The organism is Niallia taxi (assembly GCF_004005475.1).
Classification (GTDB): domain Bacteria; phylum Bacillota; class Bacilli; order Bacillales; family Cytobacillaceae; genus Niallia; species Niallia taxi.
This window is the reverse complement of the sequence record NZ_RZTZ01000005.1, coordinates 94,344-112,657: the sequence shown is the minus strand read 5'-3', so window position 1 is coordinate 112,657 and position 18,314 is coordinate 94,344. Positions and strand designations below refer to the sequence as shown.

At 39.0% G+C, this 18,314-nt stretch carries 16 protein-coding genes and 1 riboswitch; of the genes, 9 read left to right on the top strand and 7 right to left on the bottom strand.

Translation table 11 applies throughout. The annotated features are described in order from the left end of the window. The first annotated feature begins 151 nt into the window (after window positions 1-151). From EM808_RS14300 to EM808_RS14280, 5 genes are all read left to right on the top strand, one after another. On the top strand, window positions 152-997 hold the full coding sequence (locus tag EM808_RS14300; protein WP_127738880.1) for an ABC transporter ATP-binding protein: 846 nt from the start codon (window positions 152-154) through the stop codon (window positions 995-997). Next, entirely contained in the window at window positions 948-1,871 is a 924-nt protein-coding gene (locus EM808_RS14295) for an iron-hydroxamate ABC transporter substrate-binding protein (RefSeq protein WP_127738879.1), read from the top strand. Before EM808_RS14300 ends, EM808_RS14295 begins: the two co-directional genes overlap by 50 nt. 83 nt (window positions 1,872-1,954) lie before the next feature. Beyond that, a complete protein-coding gene (locus EM808_RS14290; RefSeq protein WP_127738878.1) occupies window positions 1,955-2,953 on the top strand; it encodes a FecCD family ABC transporter permease in 999 nt (332 codons plus the stop codon). Then, window positions 2,950-3,960, top strand: a complete 1,011-nt coding sequence (locus EM808_RS14285) for a FecCD family ABC transporter permease (protein ID WP_127738877.1) — start codon at window positions 2,950-2,952, stop codon at window positions 3,958-3,960. Before EM808_RS14290 ends, EM808_RS14285 begins: the two co-directional genes overlap by 4 nt. A gap of 102 nt (window positions 3,961-4,062) precedes the next feature. Further along, a riboswitch (SAM riboswitch) is annotated at window positions 4,063-4,167 on the top strand. A gap of 111 nt (window positions 4,168-4,278) precedes the next feature. Further along, window positions 4,279-5,403: a 5-methyltetrahydropteroyltriglutamate--homocysteine S-methyltransferase gene (locus EM808_RS14280; protein WP_127738876.1), complete on the top strand. Its 1,125-nt coding sequence runs from the start codon at window positions 4,279-4,281 to the stop codon at window positions 5,401-5,403. Between the two features lie 463 nt (window positions 5,404-5,866). Here EM808_RS14280 and EM808_RS14275 read toward each other — a convergent pair whose 3' ends face one another. Further along, on the bottom strand, window positions 5,867-7,087 hold the full coding sequence (locus EM808_RS14275; RefSeq protein ID WP_127738875.1) for a sensor histidine kinase: 1,221 nt from the start codon (window positions 7,085-7,087) through the stop codon (window positions 5,867-5,869). A 230-nt stretch (window positions 7,088-7,317) separates the two neighbouring features. Here EM808_RS14275 and EM808_RS14270 point away from each other — a divergent pair, with 230 nt between their 5' ends. Continuing rightward, the gene (locus tag EM808_RS14270) at window positions 7,318-8,355 is read left to right on the top strand and encodes a PTS transporter subunit IIC (protein ID WP_127738874.1); all 1,038 of its coding nucleotides are present in this window, start codon (window positions 7,318-7,320) and stop codon (window positions 8,353-8,355) included. A gap of 43 nt (window positions 8,356-8,398) precedes the next feature. Here the strand turns inward: EM808_RS14270 and EM808_RS14265 are convergent, their stop codons facing one another. Both EM808_RS14265 and EM808_RS14260 read right to left on the bottom strand, forming a co-directional pair. Next, window positions 8,399-8,686: a YxcD family protein gene (locus tag EM808_RS14265; protein WP_127738873.1), complete on the bottom strand. Its 288-nt coding sequence runs from the start codon at window positions 8,684-8,686 to the stop codon at window positions 8,399-8,401. Beyond that, window positions 8,674-9,117, bottom strand: coding sequence for a preprotein translocase subunit Tim44 (locus tag EM808_RS14260; RefSeq protein WP_127739124.1), 444 nt, complete (start codon window positions 9,115-9,117; stop codon window positions 8,674-8,676). The genes EM808_RS14265 and EM808_RS14260 overlap by 13 nt, the downstream gene beginning before the upstream one ends. A 500-nt stretch (window positions 9,118-9,617) precedes the next feature. On the opposite strand from EM808_RS14260, the gene EM808_RS14255 reads away from it, so the two are divergent. Beyond that, a complete protein-coding gene (locus EM808_RS14255; protein ID WP_127738872.1) occupies window positions 9,618-11,054 on the top strand; it encodes a flavin-containing monooxygenase in 1,437 nt (478 codons plus the stop codon). 45 nt (window positions 11,055-11,099) lie between these two features. Here the strand turns inward: EM808_RS14255 and EM808_RS14250 are convergent, their stop codons facing one another. The 3 genes from EM808_RS14250 to EM808_RS14240 all read right to left on the bottom strand — a co-directional run bounded on the left by EM808_RS14250 (window position 11,100) and on the right by EM808_RS14240 (window position 15,216). Beyond that, window positions 11,100-13,577 (bottom strand): DEAD/DEAH box helicase, encoded by a 2,478-nt coding sequence (locus EM808_RS14250; protein WP_127738871.1) that lies wholly within the window; start codon window positions 13,575-13,577, stop codon window positions 11,100-11,102. A gap of 97 nt (window positions 13,578-13,674) precedes the next feature. Further along, window positions 13,675-14,118, bottom strand: a complete 444-nt coding sequence (locus EM808_RS14245) for a VOC family protein (protein ID WP_127738870.1) — start codon at window positions 14,116-14,118, stop codon at window positions 13,675-13,677. 132 nt (window positions 14,119-14,250) lie between these two features. Continuing rightward, on the bottom strand, window positions 14,251-15,216 hold the full coding sequence (locus tag EM808_RS14240; RefSeq protein ID WP_225314749.1) for an iron-hydroxamate ABC transporter substrate-binding protein: 966 nt from the start codon (window positions 15,214-15,216) through the stop codon (window positions 14,251-14,253). A 209-nt stretch (window positions 15,217-15,425) separates the two neighbouring features. Here EM808_RS14240 and EM808_RS14235 point away from each other — a divergent pair, with 209 nt between their 5' ends. Further along, window positions 15,426-16,457, top strand: coding sequence for a FecCD family ABC transporter permease (locus EM808_RS14235; RefSeq protein ID WP_127738869.1), 1,032 nt, complete (start codon window positions 15,426-15,428; stop codon window positions 16,455-16,457). Then, the gene (locus EM808_RS14230) at window positions 16,454-17,461 is read left to right on the top strand and encodes a FecCD family ABC transporter permease (protein WP_127738868.1); all 1,008 of its coding nucleotides are present in this window, start codon (window positions 16,454-16,456) and stop codon (window positions 17,459-17,461) included. The genes EM808_RS14235 and EM808_RS14230 overlap by 4 nt, the downstream gene beginning before the upstream one ends. Before the next feature lie 46 nt (window positions 17,462-17,507). Here EM808_RS14230 and EM808_RS14225 read toward each other — a convergent pair whose 3' ends face one another. Continuing rightward, the gene (locus EM808_RS14225; RefSeq protein WP_127738867.1) at window positions 17,508-18,170 is read right to left on the bottom strand and encodes a DUF975 family protein; all 663 of its coding nucleotides are present in this window, start codon (window positions 18,168-18,170) and stop codon (window positions 17,508-17,510) included. Between the last annotated feature and the right edge of the window lie 144 nt (window positions 18,171-18,314).

Below are 18,314 nucleotides of genomic sequence, written 5' to 3'. Positions count from 1 at the left end.
TGATTCTCATTCTCAATTAGTATCATAACCTGTTTTTAAATTTTTTACAATGGAATATTGACAGAAATATGAAACGATAATAAGATTTACTTGTTCAAAAATGATTATCATTCTCATTTATTTATCATAAAAAATATCACGGGAGGATACGATGGGGCGTTTATATACAGAGGATATAAGCATCAGTTATGGCGAAAAACTAATAGTAAAAAATCTTGATGTAGTTATTCCAGATGGCAAAATCACGACAATTATCGGATCGAACGGATGTGGAAAATCCACATTATTAAAAGCAATGACACGGATTATCCCGCACCAATCGGGTTCTGTCTTATTGGATGGCAAGCATATTAGCAAAATACATACAAAACAGCTTGCAAAAGAAATGGCTATCCTTCCCCAAACACCTGAGAGTGTCGCAGGCTTAACAGTCGGGGAGCTAGTATCCTACGGACGTTTTCCCCATCAAAAAGGATTCGGGAAACTAACAAAGCATGATATTGAAGCGATTGATTGGGCATTAGAATCAACCAACACGATGGAATTCAAAGACAGATCTGTAGATGCACTATCTGGTGGTCAAAGGCAGCGTGCTTGGATTGCCATGGCTCTAGCACAAGAAACAGACATTATTTTTCTTGATGAACCGACAACTTATCTAGATATGGCACATCAGTTAGAAGTGCTTGAATTATTGCAAAAGCTGAATGAAGAACAAGGTAGAACAATTGTAATGGTTCTCCATGACTTGAATCAAGCGGCAAGGTTTGCTGACTATATTATTGCTATGAAAGATGGCGAAGTAATTAAAGCAGGTAGCCCAACTGAAATCCTGACAAAGGATATTTTAAGAAAAGTTTTTCAAATTGATGCAGAAATAGGGGAAGACCCTCGCACAAACAAACCGATTTGCTTAACTTACCACCTAATAAAAGGAGAACAGAAAAATGAAGAAGTTCTTTATGCCAATGATTCTAATCTTGTTGCTACTAGTTAGTGCTTGCGGGAATAAAGCAGCTGAAACTAGCAGTAATGCTAAAGAAACGGACAAGAAATCAGAAACGATCACCTACCAATCAGAAAATGGACCTGTCGAGGTTCCAGCAGACCCGCAACGTGTAGTTGTATTGTCTTCCTTTGCTGGAAGCGTAATGTCATTAGGAGTTAACGTCGTCGGCGTCGATTCCTGGTCAAAGCTCAACCCAAGATTTGATTCCACACTAAAAGATGTGGCAGAAGTATCAGATGAGAATCTGGAAAAAATAATTGAATTGAAGCCTGACTTAATAATTGGATTATCTACTATTAAAAACGCCGATAAATTAAAAGAAATTGCACCTACTGTAACCTTTACATATGGAAAGGTAGACTATTTAACACAGCATCTTGAAATTGGAAAGGTGCTAAATAAAGAAAAAGAAGCGCAAGCCTGGATTGATGATTTTAAGCAACGAGCTGAAACAGCTGGAACAGAAATAAAGGCAAAAATAGGAGAAGATGCAACAGTCTCTGTCATCGAGAACTTTAATAAGCAAATGTATGTATTCGGCGACAATTGGGGTCGTGGAACAGAAATCCTCTATCAAGCTATGAAGCTGAAAATGCCGGAAAAAGTAAAAGAAATGGCACTTACTGATGGTTATTATGCTTTATCCACAGAAGTACTGCCTGAATATGTTGGAGATTACTTGATTATTAGTGAATATGCAGACCAAGATAACTCCTATCAAGAAACAGACTCCTATAAAAATATACCAGCAGTTAAAAATAATCATGTGTTTACAGCAAATGCAAATGAATTCTACTTCAATGATCCTCTAACATTGGATTATCAATTGGAATTCTTCAAGGAGCATTTTCTAGCAAACTAACCATTTCACGCTAACTTTGAATGCTGTGCACCTTGTGCGCAGCATATTGTTTATCCAAATCTAAACAGGAAAGATGATATAACATGACTAAATCTATTTCTTTTGTATGGAAGTTAATAATAGGTATTTCTCTGTTGCTTATAGCATTTATTGTCTCCATGGTTTTTGGAGCTGCTGATACATCATTAAAAGACTTATGGATTGCCATGACTTCAGATCATGCCAATCAAAACAGCAGTATTTTACGGGAGATTCGTCTTCCTAGGGAAATTGCCGCAATGGCAGTTGGGGCTGCTTTAGCCGTTTCAGGAGCTATTATGCAGGGCATAACGAAGAACCCACTTGCAGATCCTGGTTTGCTTGGACTAACTGCAGGCGCAAATTTTGCATTGGCACTGTCTATGGCACTTATCCCTTCGTTAAATTATTTCAGTATAATGTTAATTTGCTTTGTCGGTGCTGCTATCGGCACCATTTTAGTTGTTGGCATTGGTATGCTTCGAAAGGGCGGCAATTCCCCGCTGAAGCTTGTGCTTGCAGGGTCTGCTGTAACAGCTTTTCTCACAGCTATTGCTGAAGGAATTAGTCTGTTTTTTCACATTAACAAAAATGTGTCTATGTGGACTTCTGGAGGACTTATCGGAACATCCTGGGGGCAACTAAAAGTGATTCTTCCGGCAATTTTAATTGGAATTATTATCTCCTTCCTTTTGTCACGCCAGGTTACTATCTTGAGTTTAAGTGAAGATGTTGCTGTCGGGCTCGGACAGAAAACTGCTCTAGTCAAAACATTGCTTTTCATTGTCATCACTATTCTTGCAGGTGCTGCTGTAGCATTAGTCGGAAATATGGCATTCATTGGGCTGATGGTGCCACATATGGTCCGTTGGGCTGCAGGAACAGATTACCGCTTCCTTCTTCCTATTACTGCTATAGCCGGCGGGATATTTATGCTGTTAGCAGATACTGTTGCCAGAACACTGAATGCTCCATATGAAACACCTGTAGCAGCAATAATCAGTATTTTAGGCTTACCTTTCTTTTTATTAATCATTAAAAAAGGAGGGAATAAATTCGCATGATATCAACTGCTTTGCTTAGAAAACAAAAATGGACTATTGTAGTGCTTGCGGTGCTTATTTTCTTAACAATTGGAATCAGCTTGAGTGTAGGCTCTGCAGCTTTCGCGCCATCCCGGCTTCTGCCAACCTTGTTTGGTAACGGTTCGTTCACAGAGGAATTTATTCTTTATTCTGTCAGACTTCCGAGAATCATTGTTACACTTTTAGCAGGCATTGCACTTTCACTTTCTGGAGCAATCCTGCAGGGAATCACGAGAAATGATTTGGCAGACCCAGGCATCATCGGCATAAACGCTGGTGCTGGTGTAGCCGTTGCTATCTTCTTTTTGTTTTTCCCGATTGATGCTGGATCATTTATTTATATGATTCCTGTCTGTGCATTTATTGGTGCTGTTGGTTCAGCCCTGCTTATTTATATTTTTTCGTATGATAAAAATCTTGGCTTCCAACCGACTCGCCTTGTACTAGTTGGTGTCGGCTTTTCCATGGCCTTATCAGGAATCATGGTAGTTCTAATAAACTCTGCCGAAAGAGAAAAGGTAGAATTTATTTCGAAATGGCTTGCAGGCAATGTGTGGGGCACAGACTGGCCGTATATTATCGCAATGCTCCCATGGCTGATCATATGTATTCCCTTTACTTTATACAAAGCAAATAAGCTTGATGTTCTTACTTTCAGCGAGCCTGTTGCAGTCGGTATTGGTGCATCTATCCAAAAAGAAAGAATCAGTTTAGCTATTGTAGCGGTTGCTATGGCTGCTGCTGCAGTTTCTGCAACTGGAAGCATCTCTTTTATCGGGCTGATGGGACCTCATATTGCTAAAGCTTTAGTTGGACCGAGACATAAGCTATACTTACCTATTGCACTTTTGGTAGGAGGATTATTTTTGCTTGCAGCGGATACAATCGGCAAAAACATCCTTGATCCTGACGGAATTCCAGCAGGAATTATGGCAGCTATTATTGGTGCACCATATTTCATGTATCTGCTCTTTAAGAAAAAGTAACCAAAATGATATTTTGATATAATAATTTATTTTTCTTGACTATTTCTACTTTTCCAATTAATCTAGTAAACAGATATTTCAAAACCTAACAAATAATTTCATTTCTTATCGAGAGAGGTGGAGGGACTGGCCCTGCGATACCTCAGCAACAGATTCTTTTCTAGAATACTGTGCTAATTCCAGAAGCTTAATGCTTGGAGATAAGAAGAGCCAATGTGAATGTTCGCCTCTTCTTATTTACAAAGAAGGGGCTTTTTGCGTCTTAGAGGCTTATCTTCTTTCATTTAGAAAAATACTTAACGAAAGCGGGAATTAACTATGACAAACCTACTTAACAAAGGACCATTCAGAGCAGATCACGTTGGCAGCCTATTACGACCTGAAAGCCTACATAAAGCAAGACGAGAATATAAAGAGGGTACAATTACAAGGGATGAACTTCGCGCTGTCGAAACAGCAGAAATTAAAAGGATTGTTGATAAACAAATTGAAGTTGGTCTAAAAGCTGTCACAGACGGAGAATTCAGACGTACATGGTGGCACCTAGACTTTCTTGAGCACTTGAACGGAATTGAGGGCTATGTACCAGAGACTGGTTACAAGTTTGATGGGGTCGAAACAGAAAGATACAATATTCGTAACAACGGAAAAATTTCTTTTAATCCAAATCATCCATTCATTGAGGACTTTAAAGTATTTACTGAAATCGTTGGAGACCGTGCTGTTGCAAAACAAACGATTCCTAGCCCAAATCAGCTTTTCTATAGCACAATCCGTGATGAGTCCATTTATCCGAATCTGGAGGATTTCACAAAGGATGTAATCCAAACTTATCGTGATGCAATTAAAGCATTTTATGATGCTGGCGTACGCTATTTGCAATTGGATGATGTTTATATTGCCAGACTTTCTTCTCCTGAGCATATATTCAATGATGGTGAGTACAGCAGAGAACATTGGATTGAATTAGCACTTTTCGTGATTAACAGCATTCTTGAGGATAAACCAGAGGACCTTATTGTTACAACACATTTATGTAGAGGTAATTATCAGTCTACATGGGCTTTTGAGGGCAGCTATTCATTAATCGCACCAACACTGCTTGCAAAAGAGAAAGTGGACGGCTTTTTCCTTGAATACGATGATGAGCGCTCTGGCGACTTTAAACCACTTGAGCATATCCCTCATGACGGAGCAAAGGTAGTTTTAGGTGTTGTTACATCCAAATTCGGTGAGCTTGAAGATAAAGAAGCTTTAAAATCACGGATTCTCGATGCAGCGAACCATGTGCCTTTAGAGCAGCTATGCTTAAGCCCGCAATGTGGTTTTGCTTCCACACATCACGGAAACAAGCTGACAGAAGAACAGCAATGGGAAAAGCTAAGATTAGTCGTAGAAGTAGCAGAAGAACTATGGAATGCGAAAGAACCTGTTACAAAATAATAAGGGCTTGTGGAGGCAATCATATGCCTCCTTTGTTTTTGCTGAAGCATATGACCTATTTATAATATGGACAGTCCAGAGTAAAATGAGTGAAATCATAAAAAGAGGCTGGGACAAAACAAAAGATAAGCTTTCTAAACACGAATATAGAATTACAACTAAATTTGAAAAATGAAGGTTGTGTCCAAATAGAATTTTGAGTTAAAGTTTGTTCGTTTCTTTGCGCTGCACCCACTCGCTTTCCGCGGGGAGGAAGATGAGTCTCCTCGTCTTCGCCTGCGGGGTCTCATCCTTTCCTCTATTTCCCGCAGGAGTCGAGTGGCCTCCGCTCCATTCCACTAAGATTTCTAAACATTGTATTAAAACTAAAAAACACAAAAAACCGAACTATTTAATCATTGGTTGATTAAGCAGTTCGGTCTCTACGCTGGTTCACATACTTATGTCCCAGCCTCTTTTCCATTTAAGGGTTCTTCACAATCGGAAACTGTATCTTCACAGCTGTTCCTTCCCCTTTTTTACTTTCAATGTTAATTTTGCCGTTATATTTCTCCACAATATTGAAGCATATCATCATGCCCAAGCCTGTCCCTTTACTTTTTAAAGAATAAAATGGTGTTCCTAATGATTGGACTTCCTCCTCTGACATTCCACAGCCATGATCAGTCACCTTTATTTCCACCATATCCTTTTGAATTTCTGATTCAATGAAAATTGGCTCACCATATGGCGATGCCTCCATCGCATTTTTCAATAAATTAATCATAAGCTGTTTAAACTCAATTATATTAACAAGAATGTAGCAATCCTTCTCTACGTGATGAAGAAAGATATTGTTATCCCGAAGAATCCCATATGATTTCACAAGATCTGTCACACTTTGAAGCAAGGATTCTACCTCGACCTTTTCCAATTTTATATCATTATCTGGCTTTGCCAGCATAAGGAACTGTGAAAGGACGTGCTCCGCTGTATTCAACTCGTCAATCATCAGACTGTAATTACGCTTTGAACCTTCGTCCATTTTTTCCTCCTGCTGGTATAGCTGCAGGAAGCCTTTAACGACCGTCAATGGATTTCTGATTTCATGGGCAACCGCCGCTGCCAATTGCCCTGTAGTCTTAAGCCTTTCCGATTGCTGTAGCTGTTTATAATATAATTGCTGTTTCTTAATCCGTTCATATGTCAGTAAAAAGATACAATATAAAAGTGCTTGGCTTCCTAGGAAGTTAATGATATTACCTGGCACATTTACTCCTAACAGCCCAAATGTCTCTGCCTTATCCATAAATAGAATATAGGCATAGCCTAAAAAGTAAAGGCAAATATTCATTACCATGGAAAAGATGAACAGCTGTTTATCAAAAAACAAAATAGAAATAGCCGGGATAAAACACACAAATATAAATGATGACCATGTGTCAGGATACACATAAAAAATCGTATAAAAATAGGAAGTTCCTACAATGATGATCAAGAAATTAAGCCACCATCCGGAAATCTTTGGATACAACAGCAAAAGCACAGATAATAAAACAACTTCCACTGCATTAAGATAATTTCCAACACGCAGCCCTGCTGTTTCCATGAAGAAGCTTGCAACCATTCCTGAAACCATGAACATGATGATAAAAGCTATAACTCCATAATAAACCTTTACATTAAAATCCTTGTATGAATTCATGTTTATGCACCTTTTAGTTAATTTCTGTACATACATAGTCTACCAAACTGGGAAGGGCTTGAATACGTCTTTCCAAATATTTCTTTTTGATTTTTCTACTATTATTCACGTTATTTTCATTTTTATTACTTTTATACATTTATGCGTTGAAGCATTAAAAATTTTTATTGACGATTATCCATATTTTTCATATAATTACACAAAAAAACAAGGGATGGGAGAATACAGGAATGAAAGAATTTTTCAATAAATTATTGACTGGTATTAGTATCGGGATCGTTGTTTCACTAATTCCTAATGCATTATTAGGAGAGATTCTAAAGCTCTTAATACCATATATGCCATTCCTTCAACATGTTTATGATATTACCGCATTCGTTATGAGCCTATTGCCTGTGCTTATCGGTGTAATGGTTGGTATCTCCTTTAAACTAACATCCATTCAAACAGCAAGTGTTGGAATTGCCGCAATGGTCGGAAGCGGTGTCGTGCAAAAGACGGCTGACGGATTATTTACCTTAAACGGAATCGGGGTTGTTATTAACACAGGACTGACGGCTGCTTTAACTGTTATTTTTGTCCAGTTAGTGGGGGACAGGTTAAAAGCTTATGCCATTCTGCTTCTCCCAACCTTGAGTATTTTAATCCCAGGCATGGCTGGTTATCTCCTATTGCCATACATAAAAAACTCAACAGGACTTATCGGTGTTGGTGTCCAGCATGTCACAACCCTCCAGCCAGTCCTAATGGGTGCTGTCATTGCTGTCATCTTCTGTGTTATCATTTTGTCACCAGTGTCGACAGTTGGACTTGCGACCGTCATTTCTTTATCCGGCATTGGTTCCGGTGCTGCTAATCTTGGAATTGTCGCAGCAGGTGTTGGGCTTGCAATTGCAAGCTACAAAGCGAATGCACTGGGAACGGCACTCGCTCATGTGCTCGGCTCACCCAAAATTCAAATGAGAAACTTCTTTATGAAACCAAAAATATTGGTGCCAATGCTCATTACTTCAGCAGTATTAGGCGCACTTGCAGGCTTCCTTAATATCCAAGGAACACCATACAGTGCAGGCTTTGGACTATCCGGACTAGTAGGTCCGTTAAATTATATGCACCTTGCAGATGGTGGCTGGACCTCCAAAAATATTACCATTATGATCGGCGTATTTTTTATCATTCCAATTTTTCTTAATATCGCTCTTATCTATTTATTTGCAAAAAAGCTGAAGCTTATAAAAGCAGATGACTATAAACTTCATTTTGATTAATAAAAAGAGTCGTCAAGATTTCCTTGACGACTCTTTAGCTTCATTATCTTGTTACAGCAATAATCCCTTGCTCATCATCAAGCACTAATTTAATGCCAATGTAAGGATCGATATTCATATATTCTTCCATCCATAGTCGTAATGCTTCAATAATGTTTTGGGCAATCAGCACTTGTTTTCGTCCATTTACATAAGACTCTGCTGAGAAGCCATAATCATCATCATACATTAGCTCCACTTCCACCTCTTCTGGACGGACTTGTTTTTTCCTCGAAATATAAACACAAAGCGCATTTATTATATCCTGCTCTGGAATAATTAGCTTCTCCAATTATCTGCTTCCTCTCTTTTTTTCTTTTTGAAATAAACAAAGATTTTTCTGATGACACTAATTAAGATAACAATTGCAAGCACGTTAACAATCAGACCTAAAATAGAGCCTAATATCCCCATGTTTGCGAAGAGCCCGCCAAACAGCAATCCTGCCAAACCACCGATCATTAACCCTCTCATCAAGCCTCCACCGGAGAAGAATCCTCGATTAGATTTAGTATTTGCTGTTGTATTGTTCGTTTGCTTTTTCTGGAAAAAAGAATTTGTGTTTGTGTTTGTATTTGTATTGCTGTTATTTGTATTAAAGCTTCTCTTTCCTGATTTGTAGGATTTCGCCTCTACTGTTGTTGTCTGATCATGAAATACAACGTTTCCAACAGGTGAAAAGATAAGGCCTAGTGTTAACACCGCAGTTAAAAGTTTTTTCATCATTATTTTTATTCCTCCATTTTTATATTGTATTGTGTTGTTTGGTCTTTCCATTTAACGTTCTTTTTATTATTCCCCCTTTTAAGAAAAACAAAAAACCTCTACCAGCTTTGCGGTAAAGGTTTGAATAATAGACATATTTATCCCTTTACCATTTAGGCAAAGGTCTCGCAAACAACAATTCATGTTGCCAGTTTGGCCGGTGGCATAAATACTGCCACGTATTGACGACGTAACTGTTAGCTACTCCCCTTTGGAGTATGAAAATGTTCATGAGCATTAGCTCTATGATGATTATATTTTACTAAAAAATTAGGCTAACGTCAAATTCTTTCCTTATTTTTGGGATTGGTGGCGGATTGACTAAAAAAAGAGTGAAAATTTAGATATATTATCAATACAATAAACAAACAAAGATGATAATATATTTCCAAGGTAACTCATGTTATAAAACCTCACATGATATACAAATGACAGGATGAAGGAAGGATGAGGAAAGAATGAGCTTAGAGGCTTTAAATGAACGAGTGAGAACAGACCTATCTTATATAAACTTTGGTGGAACAGATTGGATACAACCTCGTTCTCATAAAGATGGGCATGTATATGATGCCATCATTGTTGGCGGTGGACAATCTGGCTTAGGAATTGCATTTGGTCTCTTGCGGGAACGTATCAGCAATATCCTTGTCATCGATGAAAATCCGGAGGGCTATGAAGGACCTTGGGATACTTATGCAAGAATGGTTACATTGCGTACACCTAAGCATCTTACATCAATAGACCTTGGTGTTCCTTCCTTAACCTTCCGTGCTTGGTGGGAAGCACAGGTCGGATTACAAGGATGGGAGCAGCTAGATAAAATACCACGAGGAAGCTGGATGGATTACTTACGCTGGTATCGAAATATACTAAATTTGCCTGTCATCAATAACACAAAGCTTCAGCACATTGAACCACTTAATGAAGGGCTTCATTGTCTTCAAGTTTGTAAAAATGGAGCTATTAAAGAAAAACTTTTAGCACGAAAGGTTATCCTTGCAACAGGTATTCAAGGAGGCGGTGAATGGCATGTTCCTCGCTTCATTTCAGAGTCTTTACCAAAAAGCCTTTATTCCCATACTTCCGAATCCATTGATTTCAATAAGCTTAAAGGAAAAAAACTCGCCATTTTAGGTGGAGGCGCATCAGCCTTCGATAATGCTAACTATGCACTTTCAAAAGGAGCAAGTGAAGTGCATGTATTCGTTCGCAGAAAGGAGCTGCCGCGCATTAATCCAATTAGACAAATGGAAGTGTCAGGCATGATTGAACGCTTCCCCGCCTTTTCTGATGAAGAAAAATATGCTAGTATGGTACATTTTTTCAAACATAATCAGCCTCCTACTAATGACATTTTTGAAAGAGCCAGCAATTGGCCAGGTTTCCGTCTTCATTTAGGTGCTCCTTGGCTGCATGTTGAAGAAGACCAAGGATGTGCTAGTGTAACCACACCTCATGGAAAGGACAGCTTTGATTTCTTAATAGTTAGTACTGGATTAATCACTGATCCTGCCCTACGGCCCGAGCTGAAATCAGTAGAAAAGTATATCGCTCGCTGGAAGGATTACTACAAAGCACCTGATGATATTGCAAATCCTTTAATTGATGCACATCCCTATCTCTCTAACGGTTTTTCCTTTATGAGTAAGGACAAAGCTGGAGAAGCAATGCTTTATGGTCTTTTTTCTTTTAATTATTCTGCTCTCATCAGCTGTGGTTTGGCTGCATCCGCTCTTTCTGGCATGCGCTATGGCATACCAAGAATTGTCACAGCTATAGCAGATCAATTGTTTTTAGATGACCGAAATGAGAAGCTCCGTGATTTCTTATCTTATCATGTGGAAGAGTTTGTAGGGGAATGGCCAAGAAAGGAGTCAGCCTCTCCAATGAAATAAAAGACAGAGCCAAAGGATGGGTACTAGTCCGTCCTTCGGCTCTGTTTATCTTATGAAAAAACATTCATTACATATCTTATGCTTAAAGCGATGCGGGAGCTCCTTCCCACAAGTTTCACATACATTACGGCGCAATTTTACTCCAGATTTTAATTGCTCATGAATAAGATCGCTTATCTCCTCCCGAACTCTTTCCCAATAATGAGCCTCCGTTGTTTTTCCTATCTTATATAAAAAGAGCAAATGGAGACCAACTGATTTGTAGGACAATTCCAACTCCTCTAAACTAGACTTATTAATGACCGGCTCTGGCAATTCGCTATCTCCCACAATAGACAGCATCTTCGCTTTCCACTGTGCTCTTAGCAAGGGCTCGTTCGCAGAAAATGGAAGCCGCAGAAAGGCGAATAGATCATCCATTGAAAACCTTGCTTCCACCATAGTATCCTTAATTATATCGTATAATAGCATCTCATCTGCTAAGGTTGCCTTTTTCGTTCCTTCTGGATTTTTAAAGTTCTCCCATAGGTAGAAAAACAAACTTAGACTGCTTGAATACTTTTGAAATCTTTTTAAAACTGCAGAGGTAGGGGCGATTGTGAAGCCATGGATTTCCTCGTCTTTTTTCTCCAGCAGGCCCTTCATCATCTTAGTCTCACTCGCAAAGGCTACTCTCCCTACTTCGTATAGGCCTCTTCTGCCTGCTCTTCCTGCAATTTGTTTGACCTCTTGAGAAGTAAGGGTTCTTCGTTTCGTACCATCAAATTTATCATTTTCCAAAAAAACTACCCGTTTGATTGGAAGATTTAAACCCATTCCAATCGCATCCGTACAAACAATAACAGACGTTTCTCCATTGATAAAACGATGCATCTGTTTTTTTCTCGTTTCAGGCGGCATGCTTCCATATATCATGCTTGTCTGTCTTCCCATCTTTTGAATCTGTGATGCAGTTTCAAGAACGCCTCTTCTTGAGAAGCAGACAAGGGCATCGCCTTTTCGTGTGTCATTTAACTTGAATGAAGCTGTTTCTACTTGTAATGGCGTTTCCCTTTCATACTCCTTCACTTCTACATCAGAATCGCCTAACAGATCTATTATCATCGTTTTCGCATGAAAGCTGCAGATAATATGAACTTCCTTTGCATTAGCCTTAGTAATTGCTCTGTACCAAGAAAAGCCCCTATCCTTATCAGCGATCATTTGGGCCTCATCAATCACCACTACTTCATAAAAATCCTTCTCTCGAAACATTTCGACTGTACATGAAAGATGGTTTCCACCCTCTGCCAGCTTTTCCTCTTCTCCTGTAATTAAAGAACAAGGAACACCATCTCCGTTGAGCCTCTCATATATTTCCAATGCTAACAATCTCAATGGTGCAAGATACAGACCGCTTGCCGCTTCCTTCATCCTTTGTATCGCTTGAAAGGTTTTTCCAGTATTTGTTTCTCCAACATGCAGCTTATATTGAATGTCCCGGCCAGCAGGTGGGCTATATTCCGATCCGAATATATCCTCGAGCATCTTTTTTTCCTTCTCTTTGCGCTTTCTTTTCTCTTCTCTATCTTCTCGTTCGCGCTGCTCTCTTGTTGTCCTGTCTTTTATATAAATATTACGATGATGTCCTAAATCAAAGGGAATATCGATTAATTTTGTAAGATCTTCAAGCCTTTCCTCAAGAAGATCAGCGAAAAAGTCTGAAGCAATGTCCTGACTATAATCTGCGGCAATTTCTCTTAAGTAGGTTAAGTGGACAGGCTTATTTGTGACCTGCTGATATTCCTCCAACAAATGCTCTGGCAAATTTTGTTTAAGCCAATTTGGTCCAAAATCATTTAAGTAAGCAGCAATCATATCTTCATATGCCGCTGTCCTATCCTCCACAAAATAAAACTGATTATAAGGCATATCTAACTCATTATATAAATACTCCTCAAATGAAACATCATCTGATGATAAAACAATGCCATTCCCCTCTATTTCTATCTCCAAATGACAACCGATTAAATAACGCACATATACATATAGATCCTCGTAATGTTCTCCTAAAATCTGCTCGATATAATAAGCAAACTTACTGTTAAGCTTTCGGTTTTTTTCACGAATTTCTGCGTTTTCTTTCCATTCAAGATATTTAGCCCTAACATTTGCATAAAAAGCCTGCCATTCTTGCTCTTTCCCTGCATAAAGACTGTCCAGCCATCCTTCAAAATTATATGGCTTTACGTCTCTCGTTTCCTGCCTGAATAGCTGCTTAATCATTTTCTTTGTTAAACCTTCTGTATCTATGCCCTTTTCTTCTAAATAATCCTTTTTCTCTCTTCCTGATGACTCACTTCCAGCCATGTTAATCCATGTATTTAACCATATATGCTGAATAAACTCTCCTCTTTCACGCAAATATTGCTCATAGGATGGAAGCTTGTCTTGTTCCTGCAAATATCTTTCAATATCCACTATTATCAATGTCTTTGTCTTTTCTATTGCTTTGTCGTAATATCCCTCTAGTAGTCCGCCCATTTATTTAACCTCTTCACTTATTTCTTTTCCTTAGTCTCTTTCAATTAGGAAAAATCAATTCAAAAAAGACCATATTAATGGTCCTTCCCCTAATTTCTTAGTTGATGACAAGCATATCAGTTTCATCAAACTCCCAGTCTGGCCCATATGCCACTTCCCAATAATAACCATCTATATCCTTAAAGTAGCCTCCATAGCCTCCCCATGATGTCTCCCTTGGAGTTTTGGCTATTTCTGCTCCTGTCTCAATAAGCCTTTTAAAAATGTCATCGACCTCTTCTACCGATTTCGCATTATATGCAAGAGTAAACCCTGGAAAGCTTTTTCCGTCAGTAACAGTTGGAGGATTCTCCTCATTAATATCCTTTGCTAAAAGCTCAAGAGGAAACAGCTCCAATTTAGAACCTTGATTTCTAAAGAAAACTATTACAGGCTCCTCATCCGTACCAACTACAGAGGCTTGAAAGCCTATAGCTTTGTAAAAGGCTAACGAGTCTGCTATATTCCTTACTCCTAATGCGATTAAATTAATTCTGTTCATAAGGCTCTCCTCCTGACATTAACTATCCTTAGTATTTCGATATGCAGGCTGGATATCCCTTTGTTTGCTGGAGGTCTTTCCGATTTATAAAAAAATAAAGCACATTCCTGAATTAGAAATGTGCTTTCCTTATTATTTCGTTATGCTTTCTACAACATCATCCATGATTTGTGTATTAGCAATAGATCCAGAGTATAACCAGCTAGTGTCTGGGCCATATTCGTAAACATTACCATTTTTCACAGCCGGAATATTTTTCCATAATGGATCTTTTAGCGTTTCTGCACTGTCGCCGTCACTGTTAATCAAGAATAAGTGGTCTGCATCAAGCTCGGCAAGCTTTTCAAGGGAGATAGCAGACCAGTTACCAGTTGCAGTTTTAGAAATTTCTTTTACTACTTCTGGTACTGCTAAACCTAAATCACCATAAAGTACTGCACCACTCGATACATTTTCACTAACGATAAACAATTTTCCGCCCACAAGCCAAATAGCTGCTGCTGATTCATCCTTTGCAGCATCCTGAATGCTAGCTTTTGCTTCTTCCGCTTTTTTATCGTAATCAGCCAAGACTTGTTTTGCTTTGTCTTCTTTACCTAGTACTTCTCCAACTGTTTCCAGTCTTTTTCTCCAATCATTGTTGTTTTCTTCTGAAACAACATATGTTGGTGCGATATTAGAATATTGCTCATACTTTGCACCTTCAACAGTAGCAGCAGAAGTCATCAGCAACAGGTCTGGCTTGAAGCTTGCAACAGCCTCGTATGGAAGTTCAGAATCAACTGTAGGAACATCCTTTAACGAATCTTGTAAGTAAGCCTGTACGCCTTCGCCATCTCGAACAGACCATTGTGCTACAGGTGTAACACCAAGTGCAACAAGCTCATCCTCTAAATAAGAACCAATTACTGCTTTAGGTTCTGCTGGAACTTTTACTTCATGTCCCATAGCATCTTTTAATGTACGGTCTTTTGCTTCTTCTGTTGTATCTGTTCCTGTATTCTTATCGGAATCACTATTATTGCCGCAAGCAGCTAATATAGTAAATACAAGTAATAAACTAGCAAATAAAAGCGATTTAGCCATTTTTTTAGACATCTATGTACCCTCCTGAGTGTTTATAATCACATTATAAGTGATAACAATTATCATTTTCAATAGACTATGTATTTTTTTATCATTTTCTAGTAAAATTTATTTATAAATCCGACAAATTTTTTATAGCTACTGAAAGATTTTTTTAGTTTGTTCTAATTTTGTATTATTATAAATTGATTTTTGAATTCTGGTCAGAAAGTTGGTCCAATATGAAAAAAAATAAACCGGGTGTGACAAAAGATATTTACAGGCCGAAAACAGCTGCAGCTGTCATCCTTTTGGGCCTCGCCCTCTTGATTGTGACAATGTGCTTATCCATTATATATGGAGCAGCTGATATCAGTGTTTCAACAGTGTGGCAAAGTATCCTTCATTATGACCCGCAATCTACGCAGCATCAAATTATTCATCGCCTTCGCTGGCCAAGAGCCGTTGCCGCAGCACTAATCGGAGCATGCTTGGCAGTGTCAGGGGCAATCATGCAAGGGATGACAAGAAATGCCCTTGCTTCCCCGTCCATTATGGGGGTGACAGCTGGAGCAGGGTTTATGATTGCAATCGGGTTTGCCTTGTTCCCGTCTGCTTCTAATGTGATGCTTCTTTTCCTTGCATTTTTAGGTGCAGGACTGGGCATTATGCTTGTTTTCTCTATTGGGGCTTTATCAAAAAGAGGACTTACACCGATTAAGCTTGCGCTCGCAGGCTCTGCTGTCACTGCACTTCTTAGTTCGATTTCAACTGGAATTGCCCTTTTCTTTGATATATCAAAGGATATAAGCTTTTGGTATGCTGGCGGAGTTGCCGGGGTTCAATGGGTAAGTATTAAATTACTGCTTCCGGCAGCAATCGTGGGGATTCTTATTGCTCTATTTATCAGCAGATCAATAACTGTTTTAAGCTTAGGTGAGGATGTGGCAGCAGGTCTTGGACAGCGCACAGGAGTTGTCAAATTCCTTGGTACTATTGCTGTTTTACTGTTAACGGGTGCAGCGGTTGCAGTTGGAGGTACAATCGGCTTTGTCGGTTTAGTCATTCCACATATAGTACGATTTATTGTCGGACCTGATTACAGACTAATCATTCCTTGTTCTGCTGTCATTGGTGCACTTTTATTAGTTATATCGGATGTTGGCGCCCGTGTCGTCAATCCGCCCTTTGAAACACCATTAGGCGCCATTACTGCATTGATTGGCGTACCATTTTTTCTATATTTAGCCCGTCGTGAAGGGAGAGGATTATGATGTCACAACCAAAGCGCTTTATTATAACCATCTCAAGTCTAGTTGTAGCCATCATTCTTGTTTTCTTCCTCAGCCTGAATTTGGGTATTATTAAAATTTCACCGGCTGAGGTAGTGCAGGCCATCCTCGGAAACGGATCACCACAAAGTACAAACATATTGTACAATTTCAGGTTACCTCGGATGGTTATTGCCCTTTTAATAGGAATGGGTATGGCTATTGCCGGAGCAATCCTGCAAAGCGTCTCTCGTAACGCCTTGGCAGATCCAGGCATTATTGGCATAAATGCCGGAGCAGGCTTCGCTGTGATTTTATATATATTCTTCTTCCAAGGAAGCTCCTTCGGCACAGGCGCTGCATCTGTTTTTATTATGCCCTTTTCTGCACTGCTGGGCGCATTAATTGCTGCAGGTCTTATATATGTAATCGCATGGAAGGACGGCGTCTCACCAGTGCGCCTTGTACTAGTCGGAATCGGTATTAACTCAGCGTTTGCTGCTTTAATTATTATATTCCAGCTAATGATGGATCCAAGAGATTTCACACAAGCAACCATTTGGATTACAGGAAGCATTTGGAGTGCCAGCTGGGATTATGTTTTTGCCGTGCTCCCTTGGATTTGTATTTTTGTTCCAATAGCCCTATATAAATCACATAAGCTAAATTTATTGCAGCTAGGCGAAAATACAGCAGCTGGACTTGGAGTTTCCATTGAAAAGGAAAGAGGCATCCTCCTGTTTATATCAGTTGCTCTCGCTGGAGCTTGTGTATCAGTTGGTGGGGGAATTTCCTTTCTCGGTTTAATAGCCCCACATCTTGCAAGAAGAATTATCGGTCCAAGACACCAAACCCTCCTTCCGGTCGCAGCTTTAATAGGAGCCTTTTTGCTGCTAACTGCCGACACGATAGGGAAAAACTTAATGGCAACAACAGAAATACCCGTAGGACTTGTTGTCTCCTGTCTTGGCGCACCATATTTTATTTATCTACTTATTAAAGATTGAATAAATAAAAAAGGAAAAGGCGTTCTGCCTTTTCCTTTTTTGCTTCTTATTCTAATTCATTTTTCTTATCAGCAATATGATTATCATAAAAAGCACTAAAAGTTGTGCTCATATACGGCATTAGCCAAAGAAGTCCGATTCCGAAAGTAATTATGGACAGCAAGCCCCAGCCAATGAAGCTAAGACAAAGCAGGAAATACTTCCATTTAAGGCCAACCATGCGTTTACGACTTTCTGTTATAGCTTCAAATGTTGAGTATTCAGGATGATCCTTCAGTAAATAAAAAGTTTGTGAGTATGCAATTGATTTAATAACACCAGGGACAAATAATAGCAAAAACCATAAAAACAAGAAAATGCTTTGCATAATGGATATTCCAATAATCTTTAAGCCAAGCCCTAAATCCCTATAAGGATTAAAAACATCCGAGATCTTTGGTCCATTTCCACGCAGTAAATCTATAAAAAACCAAATCGATGCAATAGAAAGTGGAATAAGCAGCAGCGAAATAAGTGTGCTTACTAAAGTAGCTCCTATAGGGGCTGTATCCTGTAAAAGCCATGCCTCATATCCTCCGCTTAGCGGAACTTCAAAAAAAAGTGGAACTAAACCACTTATAGCAAACACAATTAAAGTAAGCAGTACAGAAGCTCCCCAATTGCCTCTTAACGCATTTAACGCTTCTCTTTTTAAGCTCAATATTTTCATTTAGTTAACTCCCCCTTAAAAGATAAATTGTAACAATTTATTACAAAATTGTATATGATTTTCCCGGGAAATACCCCAGTTTCGTCAATTTATGACAAAGACGACTCCCCTCTTATAGACATTCTCCAATATATTGTATTCATT